Source organism: Proteus sp. HMSC14B05 (assembly GCF_001808035.1).
Classification (GTDB): Bacteria; Pseudomonadota; Gammaproteobacteria; order Enterobacterales; family Enterobacteriaceae; genus Proteus; species Proteus mirabilis.
Window position 1 is genome coordinate 1 of the sequence record NZ_KV791994.1, and the last position, 20126, is coordinate 20126.

The window sequence follows — 20126 nt, forward strand, 5'->3', positions numbered from 1 at the left end:
TGCGGTTTTGAACGTTCAAATTTTTCTTTAGACACGACTATATTCCTTAATATCGCTCCCTCTCACAGAGGGAGCGTAAACTAAATTGAACTCGAAAGGATCTTATTTCGCTTTACGAGCTTCGATAATAGCCTGAGCGACGTTGCTAGGCGCTTCGTTGTACTTCAAGAACTCCATTGAGTATGAAGCACGACCCTGAGTTTGTGAACGCAGGTCAGTTGCATAACCGAACATTTCAGCCAGTGGTACTTGTGCACGAATGATCTTACCAGTAGGTAGATCGTCCATACCTTCAACCATACCACGACGACGGTTTAAGTCACCGATAACGTCGCCCATGTAATCTTCTGGCGTTTCAATCTCAACTTTCATGATTGGCTCTAACAGAATCGGTTTTGCTTTCATGAAACCTTCTTTAAAGGCCATAGATGCAGCAATTTTAAACGCGATCTCTGAGGAGTCAACATCATGGTAAGAACCGAAGTGCAGACGAGCTTTGATATCAACAACAGGGTAACCGGCTAAAGGACCTGATTTCAGCTGTTCTTGGATACCTTTGTCAACAGCTGGGATGAATTCTTTAGGAATTACACCACCAACGATATCGTTGACAAACACATAGTTCTCTTCACCACCTGATGGTAATGGGCTAAGGTCAATAACAACATGACCATACTGACCACGACCACCAGATTGTTTAGCGTGTTTACCTTCAACGTCAGTAATTTCTTCGCGAATTGTTTCACGGTAAGCAACTTGTGGTTTACCTACGTTCGCTTCAACTTTAAACTCACGACGCATACGGTCAACTAACACGTCTAAGTGTAGCTCACCCATACCTGCGATGATAGTCTGTCCAGACTCTTCATCACTAGATACACGGAAAGATGGATCTTCTTGAGCCAGACGGTTCAGAGCGATACCCATTTTTTCTTGGTCAGCTTTAGTCTTAGGTTCGATAGCAACAGAGATTACTGGCTCTGGGAATTCCATACGTTCTAAGATGATTGGTGCATCAATTGCACACAGTGTATCACCTGTAGTAACGTCTTTCAGACCGATAGCAGCAGCGATGTCACCTGCACGAACTTCTTTAATTTCTTCACGTTTGTTAGCATGCATCTGAACGATACGGCCAAAACGTTCTTTTTTGTCTTTAACTGGGTTCAGAACTGTGTCACCAGAGTTTACAACACCGGAATAAACACGGAAGAACGTTAAGTTACCAACAAATGGGTCAGTTGCGATTTTAAATGCCAGTGCAGAGAATGGCTCTTCATCGCTTGAATGACGTTCTGCTGGAGTATCTTTACCATCTGGTAAAATACCTTTAATTGCAGGTACATCTGTTGGTGCTGGCAGATATTCAATAACTGCATCCAGCATCGCCTGAACACCTTTGTTCTTAAATGCAGAACCACAGGTAACCAGGATAATTTCGTTATCTAGAACGCGTTTACGCAGCGCAGATTTAATTTCTGCTTCTGACAGTTCTTCACCGCCCAGATATTTGTCCATCAGATCTTCTGATGCTTCAGCTGCAGATTCGATCAGGTTGTTGTGCCACTCTTCTGCTAGATCTTGTAAATCAGCAGGAATGTCTTCGTATTCGAAGGTGACGCCTTGATCTTCTTCATTCCAGCGAATCGCTTTCATTTTGATCAGGTCAACAACACCAGTGAAATCTTCTTCAGCGCCTACTGGGATTTGCAGTGGAACTGGGTTTGCAGCTAAACGTGTTTTGATTTGTTCAACTACACGTAAGAAGTTTGCACCCATACGGTCCATTTTGTTAACGAACGCGATACGTGGTACATGATATTTGTTAGCCTGGCGCCATACTGTTTCTGACTGAGGCTGAACACCACCAACTGCACAGTAAACCATAACCGCGCCATCAAGAACACGCATAGAACGTTCTACTTCGATAGTGAAGTCAACGTGTCCCGGGGTGTCGATGATGTTTACACGGTGAGGCTCAAACTGTTTAGCCATACCAGACCAGAATGCAGTAGTTGCAGCGGATGTGATAGTGATACCACGTTCCTGCTCTTGCTCCATCCAGTCCATTGTTGCTGAACCTTCGTGAGTTTCACCAATTTTATGGTTTACACCGGTATAAAACAGAATACGTTCACTTGTAGTGGTTTTACCGGCGTCGATGTGCGCACTAATACCGATATTACGATAGCGTGCTATGGGGGTTTGACGAGCCATTTTTTCCTCTCTCGTGGGCGTTCAATTCAGGTAAAGGACAGCATAGCTGTCCTGAAAAGAGTTGCGACTACTTCGCGGATTACCAGCGGTAGTGTGCGAACGCCTTGTTTGCATCTGCCATACGGTGAACGTCTTCACGTTTCTTAACAGCAGCGCCTTTGTTTTCAGCCGCATCAGATAATTCATTTGCCAGGCGAAGAGCCATGGATTTATCACCGCGTTTACGAGCAGCTTCAACAATCCAACGCATTGCTAATGCATTACGACGAACTGGGCGTACTTCAACTGGAACTTGGTAAGTTGAACCACCAACACGGCGGGATTTAACTTCCACAGTAGGACGTACGTTATCTAATGCGATTTCGAACGCTTCCAGTTCAGTTTTGCCTGAACGCTGAGCCAGGGTCTCTAGCGCATTATAAACAATAGATTCTGCAGTAGATTTTTTACCGTCTACCATCAGAATGTTAACAAATTTGGCCAGTAGTTCTGATCCGAACTTAGGATCTGGCAGAATTTTACGTTGACCAATTACACGACGACGTGGCATGGAAATACTCCGTTTAAAATTCAGGGTTGTCCAAAACTCGATGAGTTTATTTTGACATTAATTGTGAAAAAATGTTTGGCCTTACTTAACGGAGAACCATTAAGCCTTTGGCTTCTTCACACCGTACTTAGAGCGACCTTGTTTACGGTCTTTAACACCGGAACAGTCCAGCGCGCCGCGAACAGTGTGGTAACGCACACCTGGTAAGTCTTTAACACGACCACCACGGATAAGGATTACGGAGTGCTCCTGCAAGTTGTGGCCTTCACCACCGATGTAGGAAGAAACTTCGAAACCGTTAGTCAAACGAACACGGCATACTTTACGCAGTGCTGAGTTTGGTTTTTTAGGAGTGGTAGTATATACACGAGTACATACGCCACGTTTTTGCGGGCAAGCTTCCAGAGCTGGAACGTTGCTTTTAACAACTTTCGAGCTACGAGATTTGCGCACCAGCTGATTAATAGTTGCCATTTAAAAAAAGCTCCTGGTTTTTGCTTCGTAAACACGGATTTGAACTCTGTCTTGTCGACAAGACAAAACATGAGGACGCAGAATTTTATTGCTGACGAGCTCATGTGTCAAGAATTATACAGCAATTCTACGCGCCCCAGTGAATTTGTTGGGGGTGTTTTACCGTTAAATCGACAAAATCACCATAATTGATAAGTTTAATCTGATGAGAAACCTGATCTTTTAGGCCTCGCGCGAGAACATCATCAATTAATGCATAAACAGAAATTTGCTGAGCCAGACAATAAATTAATAAAGGATTATCTTCAAGAACGGCTAGTACACCATCTTGGATTAATAAAACTTCATCATGTTTTGTCAATAAAGACAAAAATGCGTCCAAATCACTTTGGTAAATAGAGACGGAGTAAGTATACAACATAACCGTTCATCCTTCTTGACTAACTCATCATTAAAAACGTAATACCACGTCATAGTGACTCAGTTTCTGAGCAATCTCTTGAGCTGTTATAACCTTGGCGTCAAGAATAAACATTGTTTGTGACGATAAACCACGATGAGCTAGATCTTCTTGTGATATATAGACGTTTGTCACATCATACAAGGGGAGGACTTTAAATGTAGCTGCATGATGACGAGAAAGAACGCCTTCAGGCTGTTGATTTTCCAGTAATTGGAACACGCCATCAGAAAGAAAAAAAACACCTATATTTTCGGTTAAGGCGGAAGTTGCTAATAGCGCATCTAAACCTTCACGCCCAGCACTATTACCATGAGGTGCCTGAGTAAAGATAAACGCCACAGAATTCATTTTCTTCATTAAAACTGCACCACACGATCACAAGTTAACATCGCTTGAGCGAGGGCTCCTAAGCCACTTAGCTCAAACTTTGTTGCCATATTGCTGCTCAGTAACCCCTGCTCTTTAGCTTGTTGCTCATCAACAACACCACGCCGTAATGCTGCAGCAACACAAACCTGCAAAGGGATATTGTAGCGTGAAGCCAATGCTATCCAGGCTTTTGGCAAGTCAAATTCATCACTTGCGGGTGAGACCAATTGATTAGCATTGGACACACCTTCACGATAAAAAAATACTTGTGCGATGTGATGACCTTTTTCAAGTAACGCTTTAGCAAATAAATAAGCGCTAGAAGCTTGTTCCGTGCCATAATGTGGCCCAGTCACCAGCAAGCAATATGTCAGATTCATCGTATTACTCTACTCTCCATTTTTAAATTGGCGGATATAGAGATACACAGTATGTTTAGAAATATTCAGTCTATCAGCAACTTGATTTATCGCGTCTTTGATATCAAAGATCCCTTTCTCATAAAGATTTAACACCACTTGTTTATTTTTCGCATTATTAGCCACTTCACGATCGTTATTCACTTCTTCAATCGTAAATTCAAGTGTTTGTGCCACGAGATCATCGACAGAAGAAGCAAAATTCACATCAGAAGCCACTTCATGCGTTTCTTCAGGAATAAAGGTTTTAATAATCTCAGAGAATGGGACATCAAGGTTCATATTAATACATAATAAACCAATAACACGGCGCTCACGATTACGAATAGCGATCGTAATTGATTTCATCAAAGCGCCACTTTTTGCACGGGTAAAATAAGCTTTTGAAAAACTTGAATCTTCATCTGTAATATCATGCAACATTTGTAATGCTAAATCGGTAATAGGTGAACCAATCTTACGGCCTGTATGTTCCCCATTCGCAATTTTAACCGCTGAACATTTCAAATCTTCCAGAGAGTGCAATACGATTTCGCAGTGATGACCAATTAACATGGCTAAACCATCTACTGCAGCCTCATATGACTTTAAAATTTCGTGATCAGTTTGAGTAAAAGGTCGGCTATCTAATTTTTCAAACTCGTTGCTGTCACCATAGAATAACGGGCTAGACATTTGATTATATAATCCTTAAAGGCTTTAATTATGATAATGACTTGAGGTCTTATTATTTATAATGATTCATCTTCATGAATCAATTCAATATTAAAATTTAAATATAAAGTCCTGTACAATCTTGACGTTAAATCGTCAAGGGATCTACGTCAAGAGTCTTAGAATAAGAGCTTTGTCATAGGTCACAGCTTTGCTTTATTTTCTTTCTATTTTTACATTACTCACGCATTTCTCTTGATAAAATTACCCTATTTCGGGGATCAAGAAAAAGATCAATGAAGCTAAGCACACCAGTTATATTTAAATATTATGCTATTTTAAGAAGTTGTTAACCCTATTAATATGCTAATTATCTAAAAATTTTAACAAATATCATAAAATATCGATCCGCTGGTGAAACCGACTATATCTACATTTTCTCTCGCTTATTTTATGCAAAAGTTGCTAGAGAAACAGTTTACCTTTAGCACTGTTATGCACTTCTATAATTTATCTGGCTAGAATATATTCATTACTATATGTATGTAGAGAGATTATTACTATTGATTCTCCTATCAGAATGACATAACCGTTATCTCGATATTACTGCTGTTTCTACACACTTTTACAGGTTTACTTATGTTTTTAGGTCAATATTGGGCAAAGTTTGCCCCTACTACGCTTTTTGTTCTACTTTGGAGTAGTGGTGCTATTTTTTCTCGTTGGGGTTTAGATAATGGCAGTTCATTTGCCATTTTGACTTGGCGTTTTGTTATTGCATTACTGTTTCTTACCCTACTTTGTCTCCAACGTCGCCAATTTCTTCCCCCTAAAGGAAGCCGTTTAAAAACAGCATGGGTTGGATTGCTCATTATCGGTGGTTACTCTATTTGTTACTTGTTAGCGCTCGCTAACAGTATTACACCAGGGATGCTCGCCACTATTATGGGTATTCAGCCGATCCTCACTTTATGGATCATTGAACGACACTTTACTGCGAGTCGGTTATTAGGACTATTTATTGCTTTGATAGGATTAGTATTAGTGGTTGCGCAGAGTTTATTTAATACTTCACTCTCATTAACAGGAATGATTTATGCACTCATTGCACTCCTCTGTATGAGCTTTGGCGCAATTTCCCAAAAGAAATTACAATTAGCGCCTATGGAGGCATTGCCGATACAATATGTGGTTAGTTTAACGCTATGCTTATTATTTATTCCATTTCAACCTATGCAGCAATCTTGGGATATTGGTTTTATTGTTCCCGTACTTTGGCTAGCAATTATTATTTCTGTCGTGGCACAATTACTACTCTACCGACTGTTAACTGCAGGTAATCTGGTTAATGTGACTAGCTTATTCTATTTAGTACCGGGAGTAACTGCGTTAATGGATTATATCTTCTTAGGCAATAAAATGTCTTGGCTTAGCTTAGCGGGGATGGGCGCCATTATTATTGGTCTTATTTTTGTATTTAAAAAGTCTAACTCGATGATTGTTGAAGAAAAAATAAAATAAACAAACAAAAATGCTGGAATAGTACTCCAGCATTTTTTCATTAAGCAACTGATTATTTGTCGCTTTCAACACTCAGCAATTCAACTTCAAAGACTAATGTTGAGTTAGCTGGAATGCCACTCGTTGCACGTTGACCGTAACCTAATTCAGGTGGAATAACTAACTTAATTTTTCCGCCTTCTTTAATGTATTTCATACCTTCAGTCCAACCTGGGATAACACTTTTCAGGCTAATAGTTAAAGGCTCTTTACGATCATAAGAACTATCAAATTGTTTACCGTCAATCAGCATACCTTTATAGTTCACAGTAACGCGATCGGCATCTGTTGGTGTTTTACCTTTACCTGGATTTTCAACTAAATACAGTAGGCCTGATTTAGTTTTAACAACACCTTTTTCAGCCGCAAATTCTGTACGGAATTTATCACCAGCGGCTTTATTCTCTGCAGCTTCTTTTTCCATTTTCGCCGTTGCAACCGTACGTACTTGATCTTCAAAAGCTGCCAGCGTTAATTCAATTTCTGCATCTGATAATTTAGATTTATTATTAAAGGCATCTTGAACACCGGCTAATAATTGTTTTGAATCTAAATTAATACCGATATTTTTTTGTTCTGTTAATGCAGCTTCCATATAGCGACCCATTGACGCGCCTAAAGCATATGCATTCTGCTCATCCTGAGTTTTAAACGCGCTATTTAATGTTGGTACTTTAGCTGTCTCTTCTGCCAGTGCATGAGGTGCACTAAATGCAAATGCTAAACTTGTTGCCAACAACGTCGTTTTTAATAAAGATTTCATCCCGTTCTCCAGTTTATGTTAGTGAGTCACTACGCGTTGCAAACGATCATCTTAAATCTTAGCAAATACGTTTTGCATCACTTCTTTCTGTCGTTGCGGAGTAGATCTCATCCGCGGGTAACAATTTTATATGAATTAAAAATATTTGCCGACACCCACAACCGTTAATGTTAGGATTTTCGTCAGCACAGCGTGTTACCACATTAACAAAATAGTCTTTTAACTCAAACCAGATTTATGTCTTACTGTGTATATATCAGTAAATAATATTAAATTTTACTCAGTAATTCACTATATTAGTCATTATATGACATCACATAACAAGGAGAAAAAACCATGGACATTAAGGAAATAGAAGAGTTACTTATTCAATTAGAGAGTAAAATTGCTTTCCAAGATGCCACCATCGAAGAGTTAAATCAGGTGGTCACACAACAACAAATTGAAATTAGTCGTTTTAAAGAGGCCTTAAAAATCGTCACCGAACGATTGAAGTCATCCCAATCGTCAATGCTCGCTCGCCCTGAAGATGAGACCCCACCACCTCATTATTAACTTCAAGTGAGACTGTAGGCAAGAACAAAAAAGGAGCGTTATCACGCTCCTTTTTCAATGGTTTCACAAGATTAATGTTGGCAACCACAACCGCCATGACCGTGGCCGTGACCACCTTTTCCATGACCGCCACCACAACATCCACCTTCTTCACCGTGATCGTGATCATGACCATGACCACCACCACAGCATCCGCCTTCTTCACCGTGGCCATGTCCGCCACAACACTCATGACCTTCATCTTCACCATGAACATGACCATGAGCTAATTCTTCTTCCGTGGCTTCACGGATAGCAACGATTTCTACATGAAACTTCAGGTTTTGACCCGCTAACATGTGGTTACCATCAACGATAACTTCGTCACCCTCAATACCGGTAATTTCTACTGGTACTGGGCCTTGATCTGTATCAGCTAAGAAGCGCATACCCACTTCTAACTCATCAACACCAACAAAAACATCTTTCGGTACACGTTGAACTAAGTTTTCATCGTATTGGCCATATGCGTCATCAGAAGCGACTTCAACGTCGAACTTCTCACCAACTTCACGACCCGTTAATGCATTTTCTAAACCACTGATTAAAGAACCACGGCCATGTAGATAGTCTAGCGGTGCACTCACCGGGGACTCATCAACTAAAACACCGTCTTCTGTTCTTACTTGATAAGCCAGACTAACTACCAAGTCGTTTGCTACTTTCATGACATCTCCTACATACCCGTGGGCAAAATTTTCCCGATTGTAACGAAAAATAAATCGTCTGTATCGGGTTATATCAAAAAAACCTACAATTATTGTGGTGTAAAGATCCCGATGACCTGTTCATTTTCACGCACAAGTGCACTAACCTCACCGTCTGTTTGCCTTTGCTGATGACCACATTGAGCGCATTCCACAATATCCACTTTATCTTCTCGCCACATTTTGAGTGTATCTTGGGCTTGACAGTGGGGACATACTGCGCCAGCAATAAAACGCTTACGGGTTGCAGACATGGGGTCAGTTCTCCTGTTTATCAATGGGTCTTTTTTCTCTATTTACTTGAGGGATAGCATCAGTTAACGATTCGTCCCAAATATCAGGCTGGTGGTGCTCTTGTCTCATCTCTTCATTAAACAGCTCTTCTAATTCACGACGAGCCTCTTTAACACGTGAAACATTCGAGACTTCTTCGGGTGATTCGTCCACCAACTTTCTTAATAACTGCATATCTAGACGACGAAAATGCTGTTGTGCACGATAGGCCTGATGTGGATGCATACCAAGTTCAATTAAAGTTTTACGTCCTAGCTCTAAAGCACTCGAGAAGGTTTCTCGACTAAACTCTGTTACCCCTGCTTTTAACAGCTCATGTGCTTCAACCCGTCCTCTTGCTCTCGCAATAATTTGTAATTGAGGAAAATGGCGCTGGCATAAATGGACAATTTCCATTGTCGCCTCAGGCTCATTACTGGTGATCACAATGGCTTTCGCGTGTTCAGCCCCCGCAGCACGTAATAAATTCAAGTCTGTCGCATCGCCATAATAAACTTTATAACCATATTTACGCATGGTACTTAAACTACCAACGTCATGCTCTAATACGGTCACATTGACTTTATTTGCCATAAGTAGGCGCCCGACTACCTGCCCCATACGACCAAAGCCCACCAGGATCACTTCTGGATGGTTATTTTCAACAAAAGGCTCTTCGTCTATCTTTGCATCATTATAACGGCGCGATAACACGGCGTCTGTCATTTGCATCACAAGTGGCGTAGTCATCATTGAAAGCGTTACGACAACCAAAAGCAATGCCATCTGTTCACTATTTAATACCCCCATCGCCATAGAGGTAGAAAAGACGACAAAAGCAAATTCACCGCCTTGGCTTAATACGGCTGAAAACTGTAAACGTGTCGAAAAACGTAATCTCGCTAACCAAGCGATACCATAAAGTACCAACCCTTTAATCAAGACTAAAATAACAACGCCCAGTAACACTTGCGGTAAATAATGCCACAATATACCTATATCAAGGGACATGCCGACGGAGATAAAAAACAACCCTAGCAATAAGCCTTTAAAAGGTTCAATCGAGATTTCTAATTCATGACGATATTCAGAGTCAGCTAATAATACCCCTGCAATAAAAGTTCCCATCGCCATGGAAAAGCCAATCATTTCCATAAAGAGTGCTGCCCCTAATACCACTAATAGCGCACCGGCGGTAAAAACTTCTCTCACACCCGATTTAACAATTAAGCGAAATAGTGGGCGCAATAAATAGCGGCCACAAATTAATAATGCAGCGAATGAGACTATTTTTAGGGCAATACGATACCAATCACTACTGGCTGTTTCGCCAGCAAGTAAAGGGATCACCGCAAGAATAGGAATAACGGCCATATCTTGAAAGAGTAAAACCGCAAAACCCAACTGCCCTCCTTCGTTATGATTCATTCCTTTTTCATTCATCAATTGTAAAGCCATCGCAGTTGATGACATGGCGATACCTAGGCCACCAATCAATGCCGCTTGCCACGAAAAAGAAGTTAAGAGTAAAAGTAGCCCTGTGATAATAGATGCAGTAAAGACAACCTGCATGGCGCCGACACCAAATATTGCTCGCCGTAACTCCCAAAGCTTAGCTGGATTTAACTCCAGCCCAATCAGGAACATTAAAAAAACAACCCCTAATTCAGAAAAGTGTAAGATGTAATCAACATCTTTAAATAATCCTAATCCCCAAGGGCCAATCGCAATACCAGCAATTAAATAGCCTAATACCGCACCAATTTTTAAGCGTTGTGCGATGGGGACCATAATCACGGCAGCACATAAGAAAAACAGCACGGCTTTTATCATCCAATTACCTTCCATCCGCGTGTTCCCCCTCTAACGGTGCTTGTAACCATTGGCGATAAGCATCACTAATATGCCCTAGTGTTGTTTTGGACTGTTGCCTTGCGGAGTAAATAATCATCGGCGATAACCAGCGCATACCACACATTTCCGCCATTAACTCGATAGGACGCAATAATTCAGAGAGTGTGTAGTGATTTTTACCATTATGTTGATAAGCATGTTCAGGCTCACCAGTAGTCACCACACAACGGAATGTTTTTCCTTTAAGTTGAGCTCGCCCAACTTTATTAGCAAAAGGGCGCGTGAGCACTCTATCTTGCCACTCTTTTAATAGCGCAGGACAACTATAAGTTTGTAATGGAAACTGAAATACAATGACTTGGTGTTGACACAATAGTGCTTGCTCACGGTGAATATCGATAAAAAAATCAGGGTAAGTGGCATATAAATCATGAATTGTTATATTTTCCAGATCCCTCACCGCACGCAACAACGCTTTATTGGCGATAGATTGACGCGGCTCGGGATGGACATACACCAGTAAAACATTTGATGCGTTTGACATCATTCCTCCTTACAAAACGTGTCAGAAACCTTTTTTTCCGTTACCATGCACGCATTGTGACCAACTGTTACGAACAACTTACTCTATATATTAATTTACATACTCTTAATAGACGACATTTATGATTGTTTTTTCTTCTTTGCAAATTCGCCGTGGTGTCAGGGTATTACTTGATAATGCCAGCGCAACGATTAATCCAGGACAAAAGATTGGTCTTGTGGGTAAAAATGGCTGTGGCAAAACCACACTGCTCTCTTTATTAAAAGGGGATCTACAAGCTGAAGCGGGTAATGTGACGTTTCCTAGCACTTGGTCAATGGCATGGGTAAATCAAGAGACACCCGCTTTAGACGTTCCTGCCATTGATTATGTTATTGATGGTGATAGAGAATACCGCGAATTGGAGCGTCGTCTACAACAGGCGAACGACAATAACGATGGTCATGCTATTGCCCTGATCCACGGCCAACTCGATGCTATTAATGCGTGGACTATCCAATCACGTGCAGCCACATTACTTAATGGCTTGGGATTCAGCCAACAACAACTCACTGAGCCCGTAAAATCATTTTCTGGTGGTTGGCGAATGCGCTTAAACTTAGCACAGGCACTAATTTGTCGTTCTGATCTATTACTACTTGATGAACCGACTAACCACTTAGATTTAGATGCGGTAATTTGGCTAGAAAAATGGCTAAAAAGTTATAATGGTACGTTGATTTTAATTTCCCACGACCGAGATTTTCTTGATCCGATTGTGGATAAAATCTTACATATTGAACAAGAGAAAATATTTGAATATTCAGGTAACTACTCTTCGTTTGAAATGCAACGTGCAACAAAATTGGCACAACAACAAGCACTCTTTGAAAATCAGCAAGCAAAAATTGCCCATTTACAAAGTTTTATTGACCGCTTTAAGGCAAAAGCGACTAAAGCCAAACAGGCACAAAGCCGTGTCAAAATGCTTGAACGTATGGAGCGAGTGGCGCCTGCGCACTCAGATAACCCGTTCCAGTTTAGTTTTCGCCAACCAGAAAGCTTACCAAACCCGCTTCTGTCTATGGAAAAAGTCAGTGCCGGTTACGGTGATAAGATTATCCTTAATAACATCAAACTTAACTTAATTCCCGGCTCACGAATTGGGCTCTTAGGCCGTAATGGTGCAGGTAAATCTACATTAATTAAGCTGTTAGCTGGAGAATTAGCTCCACTACAAGGAAAGGTTGCCCTTTCCAAAGGGATCAAATTAGGTTATTTCGCCCAGCATCAGCTGGAATATTTACGTGCCGATGAATCTGCATTACAACATTTAACTCGTTTAGCGCCACAAGAGACTGAGCAAAAATTACGTGATTATCTAGGAGGGTTTGGTTTCCATGGTGATAAAGTCACCGATGCATGTGGCCAATTTTCTGGTGGTGAAAAAGCACGTTTAGTTTTATCGCTACTGGTTTGGCAACGCCCAAATTTACTACTAATGGATGAACCAACCAACCACCTTGATTTAGATATGCGACAAGCATTAACACAAGCGCTAATTAGCTTTGAAGGTGCGATTGTTGTGGTATCCCATGACAGGCATTTATTACGCTCAACCACAGACGATTTATATCTCGTCCATGACGGTCAAGTAGAGCCATTTGAAGGCGACCTTGATGATTACCAGCAATGGTTAGTCGATCAAAATCGCCAAGAAACTCAAGCTAATAAAACGCAACCCGATCAAGAAACAACAAACGCCTCGAACTTAACGGCTCAAGATAAAAAAGAGCAAAAGCGTAAAGAGGCGGAGTTTAGACAACAAACTCAACCTTTGCGCAAAAAGCTCACCACATTAGAAAGTAAAATGGATAAGCTTAGCCAAGAGCTGACCGCCATCGAAACTGAGCTTTCTGATAGTCAAATTTATGAAGCGAAGAACAAGGCGACGCTTACCGATTGCTTAAGCCGTCAAAGTATTGCCAAATCGGCTTTAGAAGAAGTTGAGATGGCGTGGATGGAATTACAAGAAAAACTAGAAGAGATGACCAACGCTTTTGAGTCTCAATAACTATTTTTCATTAATGCCTAAAAAGGAACTATTAAAATAATATAGTTCCTTTTCATTAAAATACATTTAAAAAATTTATATAACTCATTTAACTTAACGCCTTTATTTCCTGTCACATTAGCACGTTTTACACAAAATTATATCCTCACCTTGTACGCAATTATCCAATTTAAATAGTTATCTATCATTTATTTACCCATTATTTGTATTAAGTAAGGGAAATACTCATTTTCTAGCTAAAGTTTTTAATCTACCAGCCGAATTAATCATTCTGCTAAGTGGAACTCCCACTGGCGAAGAAAAAGGCCAAGCTAATAGGTAGGGTTATGTTAAAACGAATTAAAATCTCTCAAGGTTTAATGTGTGTCCTGACTCTGTTTTGTATTATTCAGGTAATATCTGGAGTACAAAGCATTCACGATGCCTACCAAACTCAAAACAAATTAAAACAAATCTCATACAGTTTCGACCAGTTACGCACTATGGATAACACCTACGCGGCGTTAAATACTTTACGTACTGATATTATTGCGCAGGCGTTTAGTTATATTGCTAATCCACAGGTGGAAGATGCCAATATTACTACATTCATACAAACGATGGATGCACGTAAGGCGGAGGTGGATACGTTGATGAATGAATATGTCGAACTATCTGCACAAACTGGATTTGATCAGCAACGCATGGCAGAGATCAAACAACTTTATCAAAAAAGTCGTTATGACTTAGATCTTCTTGTGCAATATTTAAATGAACGTAATACCAATGCAATTCGTTTGATCTTAAAAAGTCCAGCCAACGATAACTTCACTAATTCATTATATGAAGCAACAGATTTCATTACTGATGACGTTGTTAATCCGTCAGTGATTGAAGCAGAAGATAACTATCACGAGATGCTATGGATAGCCTCCCTATTCATGGGCATATTCCTGATATTTACGACATTAGTGCTCTTTTGGATCCGTAAACATATTATTGTACGCATTAACCAAATGATTGAATATCAGGAGGCGATTGCTAGTGGAGATTTAATTAGTCGCATTGACCATGATATTACAGGCCGCAATGAAATAGACCAACTTATGTTGGGTTTACAACAAATGCGAGCGCGCTTAAAAGAAATGGTTAGCGCTATCCGTAACAGTAGTACAACGATTTATAGTGGTGTTCAAGAAATTGCCGCAGGTAATAACGATTTATCAAGTCGTACCGAAGAACAAGCCAGTGCTTTAGAAGAAACGGCTTCCAGTATGGAACAGCTTACCGCAACAGTCAGAAATAATACCGAAAGCGCACGTGAAGTCACTCAGTTAGTCATGAGCACAGCAGATATTGCCGTTCAAGGTGGTGAGCATAGCAATAAGATGGTGATGACCATGACAGACATTGCCGATCGTTCGCAAAAAATTGGTGAGATCACCGCAGTGATTGATGATATCGCTTTTCAAACCAATATATTAGCACTCAATGCCGCAGTAGAAGCAGCCAGAGCCGGTGAGCAAGGACGCGGTTTTTCTGTGGTAGCCAGTGAGGTACGTAATTTGGCGCAACGTAGTGCGGAGGCGGCAAAAGAGATAAAAGAACTCATTGAATCAACTATTTTACGAGTAAAACAGGGTAATGATCTTGTCGAACAAGTCAGCTTATCTATGGGAGAGATCGTCACATCAGTTAACCATGTATCAGGCTCGATGAAAGAGATTTTAGCAGCATCAGAAGAGCAAACTCGTGGCATTGCTCAGATTAGCCTTGCAGTTAATGAAATGGATAAAGCGACACAACAAAATGCCGCGATGGTGGAACAATCTACAGCTGCTTCAGCAACACTAAGTGAACAAGCCTCAATGTTAGATATGATTGTAAATACCTTCAAGGTAGAACAAGTCGCGGTTACATCACCACGATCACCAACATTCTCGGCTAAGCCAGCTGAACCGGAAATAACAAAAACAGCAACAACATCCACAATAAAATCCCATCATCATGAAGCCGATGACAATTGGGAAAGTTTTTAAGCTAAATAACCTACAATAATATTAACCTGCGACAAAGTTTAAATAACACGTTACATCTGTATTAAAGACCTCTACCGTTAATACCTTCAATCAAATAAGATTGGAGGTATTTCTTAAAATCAATTATAAATTTTCCCATTCTATATAGGTTATAAAAGTCAGACAGCACTTTGATTGCTGATATTTTTCTTTCTCATCAATCATTAGAAACTTTTAATTACTAATAATTCGCCTTGCTAATAAATCATTTTTTTCCTCTAGCACCTTACACCAATCATTAGAAAATTTTAGTTATTAGCGGTTAATTAAAGCGAAAAAAAGCAAAATAAGTCGTTTTCAGTCACAAAATAGATAAAAAAAGTAAAGTTTTCAATTATTAAGCCGAATAAATTTAACTGATGTATGTTTGTCGTTCCTTGCTCTTTATCCTACAAATTAATGAAATAGGTAAGGCTATGCTTAAACGAATAAAAATATCTAGTGGCTTAATGTTTATTTTGATCTTGTTTTGTGCCATTCAGTTGTTTTCTGGTGCTACAGGCATTCGTGATGCTTATTTAACTAATAAGCGAATTTCACAGTTAGCCGATGGTTTTGAACAGATAAAAACCATGGATTATGGTTATGCCGCATTAAATAAATTACGTGAAGATATGCTTAATGTAATGTTTGATGCTCATCTCACCCCAGATCTTGCTGAAAGCAAAATTACAGATTTCCTCTCCTCTTACCCTCAACGAAAAAAAGAAGTCTCTAGCATTATTACCCAATATTTTACCTCCGCTGAAAATGCCGATTTTGATCGCGAAAAAGTGGCGAAAATGAAAAAACTATTTCAGCGTGTCATTTACGATCTTGACCAGCTCGTTTCATGTTTAGAAATACGAGATTATTACGGTTTCCAATCGCTTTATGCTCACAATACGAATGAGCGGTTCACACAATCACTTTATGAGGCAACGGATCATCTTAGTGATAATGTCGTCAACCACGCGATAGAAGCCGCACAGGGTAATTACCAACGCGCGTTGATCTTCGCGTTTATTTTTATGTCGGTATTTATCTTATTTACGGTGTTTGTCATGTTGTGGATACGCCACCATATCGTGTTACGTATTAAACAAGTCATTGATTATATGTCAGATATCTCACAAGGGAATTTACTTGAAAATAGCACCATAAAAGCCAAAGGTAATAATGAGATAGACCAACTTATTAATGGAATACAGTATATGCGGTCTGAATTATCACTGATAGTCAATGCTATTCGCGGAACAAGTCATCATATTTATAATGGTGTACAAGAGCTCAGTGCTGGTAATAATGATCTATCTAGTCGTACTCAAGAGCAAGCGAGTGCTTTAGAAGAAACCGCTTCTAGTATGGAGCAACTAACCGCCACAGTAAAAAATAATACTGAAAGTGCTCGTGAAGTATCACACCTTATCAATCAAACCTCTAATATTGCCAGTAAAGGGGGGGATGTTACCCATAGAATGGTAAAAACCATGAACGATATTGCACAAAGCTCTCAAAAGATTGGCGAGATCACAACGGTTATCAACAGCATTGCTTTTCAAACCAATATATTATCACTCAATGCTGCGGTAGAAGCGGCCAGAGCAGGAGAGCAAGGACGTGGTTTTTCTGTTGTTGCCACAGAAGTAAGAGAATTGGCGCAACGCAGTGCAGAGGCGGCAAAAGAGATCAAAGAGCTTATTGATGCGTCGATTAACCGTGTCAAACAAGGTAATCAACTGGTTGAACAAGTCAGTACTTCAATGGATGAGATCCTCACATCAGTTAAACATGTTGAAAGCTCAATGACTGAAATTTTATCTGCATCAGAAGAACAAACGCGAGGCATTTCTCAAGTCTCCTTAGCCGTCACTGAAATGGATAAAGCGACACAACAAAATGCCGCAATGGTGGAGCAATCTTCTGCTGTAGCGAGTTTACTAACCGAAAAGGCGGGTGATCTTGAGCAAATTGTTGAGCAATTTAAAACAGCGGAAAGTCTATTTTCGAAGAAGAGCACATTAACAAAACCCGTTGAGAAATCAGCCAATATTGGGTTATCGCCCATAAAAGAAAATCAACAAGACTCAAGAATAAAAGAGCCAAAAAACCATAACCAATCGACATTCAAAGAAGATGAAGATGATGATTGGACAAGTTTTTAACAAGTGCTAATCTATTTATATGTATATCAACACCTCATAAAAATGAGGTGTTGATATACTATTATAAACTGTGAAATTGGGCTTTAATACTATGTGTGATTTAGCGATTAAAATAATACTGCAATATTTTTATAGTATTTAACAGAGAAGTTTAAGTAGTAAATTCGCTCATTTCGCATCATGATTCTTATCTGAGTCTAAATTGTTAATTAAGCATAAGGATATTTGCATGGATGATGATATAAATATTAGACCTTTTGATTATAATGATATTGGTAGAGTCTATGACTTTAAATCACCATTAGTTGAAGGAGAGTATTTTGCTCTAGAATTAACTGACACTATACCATCAGGGTCAGTACCTGTCGTCGATGAAGATTCCGGAATGTGCATAGGCTATCTATATGGCATATCTGGAGTTTATGATGTTTATGATGCAACTGGTGAATATTTAGGTAAATATGAACTACCTTTAGTATCACCATTAATTGATCCTTTAGATATAATTTTACTTGGGGGATGGTTTGTTAAAAATGGAGCGAAGCTCACTACTTTACTTAAAGGAGGTGGTACATCTTTAGTCAAAGCAGGAACTATTAAATTAACAGATCATTTAATTTCACTTTTACGTGGACGACTAAAAATAGGATTATCACCTAGAACTTTAAAATTCACACCTAAAGCCGCATCTCACATGGCTGAAGCAGAAAGATATGTTCCAATAACAATTATTGAAAAAGCAATAAGATATGGTCAGAGAGGGGTAGACACTAAAGGTAGATCTGCTTTAATACTTAAAAGATATATTATCAAAATAAAAAAGTATCGTTACTCATCAAAAATAAAAAATCTTAATGGTAAAAATATAAATGAAGTAAAAGAATATACTTTAGAAGTTGTTGTTGATGAAAAAACATGGACCGTTACTCATTTTATGTATAAATAGAGGTAATATGTTTAGTATAAACAATGAAATAAATAATATAAAGTTTTCTATTATTGATATACACGATTTCTCTATTGATAGTGAACAATACTCTGAATATGATAAATCATTTACTTTTAATATAGAATTAACCCTTAAAAACGGTTTTTTTAATGTTTTTAATTGTGAATTTTATTATTTTGAATTAAGTGATTTTGTCGATAATATTTTAGATATTATAAACAACGTTAGTCATAAATGTTTATTCACAGATGAGAGAAACATAATTAACATTTCCTTTAAAAAAATAAAAAACTCTAGCGACATTTCAGTTCACTACAAGTTATTTGAATACTTCGATAGTGACTGCTATATAACTGGAATATTTATTATTTCTAAAGAAAAACTATATGACATTATAAATGATATAAAACCTTATCTATTAGAGAAGAAAGCATCTACTTAGTAGATACTTTCTTCTCTAATACTATATCCTGATGTGGATGCCGCTAAATGCCTCCATGTGATATCTCTATAATCTAACAATATGATTTCTTCCGGTTGTCTGTCATTATGAGATATTGAATTAGGATAATCATAAGTTATATTTTTTATGGTGGCCTGTTGTAATGATATACTGTAGTACTTTTCTTGAGCGCCATTTTGACTAGTTCTAAAAAATTCTAGTTTGCAATCTATTAACTCATTATTAGATATGGCGACACCTAGCAGTGGCGATGATTTATCGATGGGTTTTACTATTTCGAATGGATGATGATGAGAGTTTTGGGCTCGAGATATCGAATGTCTAATAGCTAATACAAGTATTTCATCCTCATGACCTTTTTGGTATTTATTTCCAATTGAATCATATGTTGAACACCCTTTAGATATTAATCCTTGTTGTTCCCCAGTTAGGGTCATGTATATAATGTTAGCCATGTGATTTTCCTATTTTATATTTTCAATATTTTATATATAACTTAAGTCAGGACAAAAAACAATCAAAAATCCAAATATAGTAAAATCTCAAATGAAAGAAATAAGAGACACTATTTTTTCCATAATTAATTATTTAATACAATTTAATCAAATAATTACACCTCATAAAAATGAGGTGTTTTATATTATCTGTAAGATCTCTACCTATTTTCTCTCTTCTACTTTTCTTATTATTTAGTGAAATACATGAATGGCTTTTACTAAATAATTCGTTTGTTCTTTCATTTCTCCGGAAATTGATGACGCTTTAGAGACATAATCTGCATTTTCATGTGTTATTGATTCTAACTGCTCTACAGCTCGACCGAGCTCTTTTAATCCTGCACTTTGTTCTGATGATGCAAGGCTGATTTCACCAATAAGACTCGTGACATTTTTTACATGAACCACAATATTTTCCATTGTTTCCACCGTCTCATTTACTTGCTTTGAGCCAATCTTAATATTGTTACTTGATGTATTAATCAATGCTTTGATCTCTTTTGCCGCCTCTGCACTGCGTTG

At 38.8% G+C, this 20126-nt stretch carries 21 protein-coding genes; 7 read left to right on the forward strand and 14 right to left on the reverse strand.

Annotation, left to right across the window (positions count from 1 at the left end; genetic code table 11):
* Positions 1 to 102: 102 nt before the first annotated feature.
* From fusA to HMPREF3129_RS11445, 7 genes are all read right to left on the reverse strand, one after another.
* Positions 103 to 2217: an elongation factor G gene (gene fusA / locus HMPREF3129_RS11415; protein ID WP_012368509.1), complete on the reverse strand. Its 2115-nt coding sequence runs from the start codon at positions 2215 to 2217 to the stop codon at positions 103 to 105.
* Between the two features lie 79 nt (positions 2218 to 2296).
* Positions 2297 to 2767 carry a 30S ribosomal protein S7 gene (rpsG, locus tag HMPREF3129_RS11420; protein ID WP_004246897.1) on the reverse strand — a complete coding sequence of 157 codons (471 nt, stop codon included), beginning with the start codon at positions 2765 to 2767 and terminating at the stop codon, positions 2297 to 2299.
* A 99-nt stretch (positions 2768 to 2866) separates the two neighbouring features.
* The gene (gene rpsL, locus HMPREF3129_RS11425; protein WP_004246896.1) at positions 2867 to 3241 is read right to left on the reverse strand and encodes a 30S ribosomal protein S12; all 375 of its coding nucleotides are present in this window, start codon (positions 3239 to 3241) and stop codon (positions 2867 to 2869) included.
* Positions 3242 to 3368: 127 nt separating this feature from the next.
* The gene (tusB, locus tag HMPREF3129_RS11430; protein WP_004246894.1) at positions 3369 to 3662 is read right to left on the reverse strand and encodes a sulfurtransferase complex subunit TusB; all 294 of its coding nucleotides are present in this window, start codon (positions 3660 to 3662) and stop codon (positions 3369 to 3371) included.
* Between the two features lie 30 nt (positions 3663 to 3692).
* Positions 3693 to 4061: a sulfurtransferase complex subunit TusC gene (gene tusC, locus HMPREF3129_RS11435; RefSeq protein WP_004249124.1), complete on the reverse strand. Its 369-nt coding sequence runs from the start codon at positions 4059 to 4061 to the stop codon at positions 3693 to 3695.
* Positions 4061 to 4453, reverse strand: coding sequence for a sulfurtransferase complex subunit TusD (gene tusD / locus HMPREF3129_RS11440; protein WP_004246892.1), 393 nt, complete (start codon positions 4451 to 4453; stop codon positions 4061 to 4063). Before tusD ends, tusC begins: the two co-directional genes overlap by 1 nt.
* 9 nt (positions 4454 to 4462) lie before the next feature.
* Entirely contained in the window at positions 4463 to 5167 is a 705-nt protein-coding gene (locus HMPREF3129_RS11445; protein WP_004246891.1) for a helix-turn-helix transcriptional regulator, read from the reverse strand.
* Positions 5168 to 5785: 618 nt separating this feature from the next.
* On the opposite strand from HMPREF3129_RS11445, the gene HMPREF3129_RS11450 reads away from it, so the two are divergent.
* Positions 5786 to 6667 carry a DMT family transporter gene (locus HMPREF3129_RS11450; protein ID WP_004246890.1) on the forward strand — a complete coding sequence of 294 codons (882 nt, stop codon included), beginning with the start codon at positions 5786 to 5788 and terminating at the stop codon, positions 6665 to 6667.
* A gap of 52 nt (positions 6668 to 6719) precedes the next feature.
* On the opposite strand, the gene fkpA is transcribed toward HMPREF3129_RS11450, so the two are convergent.
* Complete coding sequence (gene fkpA, locus HMPREF3129_RS11455) at positions 6720 to 7469, reverse strand: FKBP-type peptidyl-prolyl cis-trans isomerase (RefSeq protein WP_004246889.1); 750 nt, start codon at positions 7467 to 7469, stop codon at positions 6720 to 6722.
* A gap of 336 nt (positions 7470 to 7805) precedes the next feature.
* Between fkpA and HMPREF3129_RS11460 the strand changes: the two genes are divergently transcribed.
* A complete protein-coding gene (locus HMPREF3129_RS11460; RefSeq protein WP_004246888.1) occupies positions 7806 to 8024 on the forward strand; it encodes a SlyX family protein in 219 nt (72 codons plus the stop codon).
* 71 nt (positions 8025 to 8095) lie between these two features.
* On the opposite strand, the gene slyD is transcribed toward HMPREF3129_RS11460, so the two are convergent.
* The 4 genes from slyD to kefG form a co-directional block, all read right to left on the reverse strand.
* Positions 8096 to 8731 carry a peptidylprolyl isomerase gene (gene slyD / locus HMPREF3129_RS11465; protein ID WP_004246887.1) on the reverse strand — a complete coding sequence of 212 codons (636 nt, stop codon included), beginning with the start codon at positions 8729 to 8731 and terminating at the stop codon, positions 8096 to 8098.
* Positions 8732 to 8820: 89 nt separating this feature from the next.
* Complete coding sequence (locus HMPREF3129_RS11470) at positions 8821 to 9024, reverse strand: YheV family putative zinc ribbon protein (RefSeq protein WP_004246886.1); 204 nt, start codon at positions 9022 to 9024, stop codon at positions 8821 to 8823.
* A 4-nt stretch (positions 9025 to 9028) separates the two neighbouring features.
* Positions 9029 to 10891 (reverse strand): glutathione-regulated potassium-efflux system protein KefB, encoded by a 1863-nt coding sequence (kefB, locus tag HMPREF3129_RS11475; RefSeq protein WP_017827102.1) that lies wholly within the window; start codon positions 10889 to 10891, stop codon positions 9029 to 9031.
* Complete coding sequence (gene kefG / locus HMPREF3129_RS11480) at positions 10881 to 11441, reverse strand: glutathione-regulated potassium-efflux system ancillary protein KefG (protein WP_004246884.1); 561 nt, start codon at positions 11439 to 11441, stop codon at positions 10881 to 10883. Before kefG ends, kefB begins: the two co-directional genes overlap by 11 nt.
* 121 nt (positions 11442 to 11562) lie before the next feature.
* Between kefG and HMPREF3129_RS11485 the strand changes: the two genes are divergently transcribed.
* The 5 genes from HMPREF3129_RS11485 to HMPREF3129_RS11505 all read left to right on the forward strand — a co-directional run bounded on the left by HMPREF3129_RS11485 (position 11563) and on the right by HMPREF3129_RS11505 (position 19086).
* The gene (locus HMPREF3129_RS11485; RefSeq protein WP_004249117.1) at positions 11563 to 13494 is read left to right on the forward strand and encodes an ABC transporter ATP-binding protein; all 1932 of its coding nucleotides are present in this window, start codon (positions 11563 to 11565) and stop codon (positions 13492 to 13494) included.
* Positions 13495 to 13820: 326 nt separating this feature from the next.
* Positions 13821 to 15512 carry a methyl-accepting chemotaxis protein gene (locus HMPREF3129_RS11490; protein WP_004249116.1) on the forward strand — a complete coding sequence of 564 codons (1692 nt, stop codon included), beginning with the start codon at positions 13821 to 13823 and terminating at the stop codon, positions 15510 to 15512.
* A 455-nt stretch (positions 15513 to 15967) separates the two neighbouring features.
* Positions 15968 to 17695 carry a methyl-accepting chemotaxis protein gene (locus HMPREF3129_RS11495; protein WP_036919222.1) on the forward strand — a complete coding sequence of 576 codons (1728 nt, stop codon included), beginning with the start codon at positions 15968 to 15970 and terminating at the stop codon, positions 17693 to 17695.
* Positions 17696 to 17924: 229 nt separating this feature from the next.
* A complete protein-coding gene (locus HMPREF3129_RS11500) occupies positions 17925 to 18641 on the forward strand; it encodes a hypothetical protein (RefSeq protein WP_036919225.1) in 717 nt (238 codons plus the stop codon).
* Between the two features lie 7 nt (positions 18642 to 18648).
* On the forward strand, positions 18649 to 19086 hold the full coding sequence (locus HMPREF3129_RS11505; protein WP_004249112.1) for a hypothetical protein: 438 nt from the start codon (positions 18649 to 18651) through the stop codon (positions 19084 to 19086).
* Here HMPREF3129_RS11505 and HMPREF3129_RS11510 read toward each other — a convergent pair.
* Both HMPREF3129_RS11510 and HMPREF3129_RS18980 read right to left on the reverse strand, forming a co-directional pair.
* Positions 19083 to 19562 carry an Hcp family type VI secretion system effector gene (locus HMPREF3129_RS11510; protein WP_004249111.1) on the reverse strand — a complete coding sequence of 160 codons (480 nt, stop codon included), beginning with the start codon at positions 19560 to 19562 and terminating at the stop codon, positions 19083 to 19085. The two genes, HMPREF3129_RS11505 and HMPREF3129_RS11510, sit on opposite strands and share 4 nt — an antisense overlap.
* Positions 19563 to 19796: 234 nt before the next feature.
* The coding region (locus tag HMPREF3129_RS18980) for a methyl-accepting chemotaxis protein (protein WP_239506316.1) at positions 19797 to 20126 on the reverse strand (330 nt) is incomplete at its 5' end.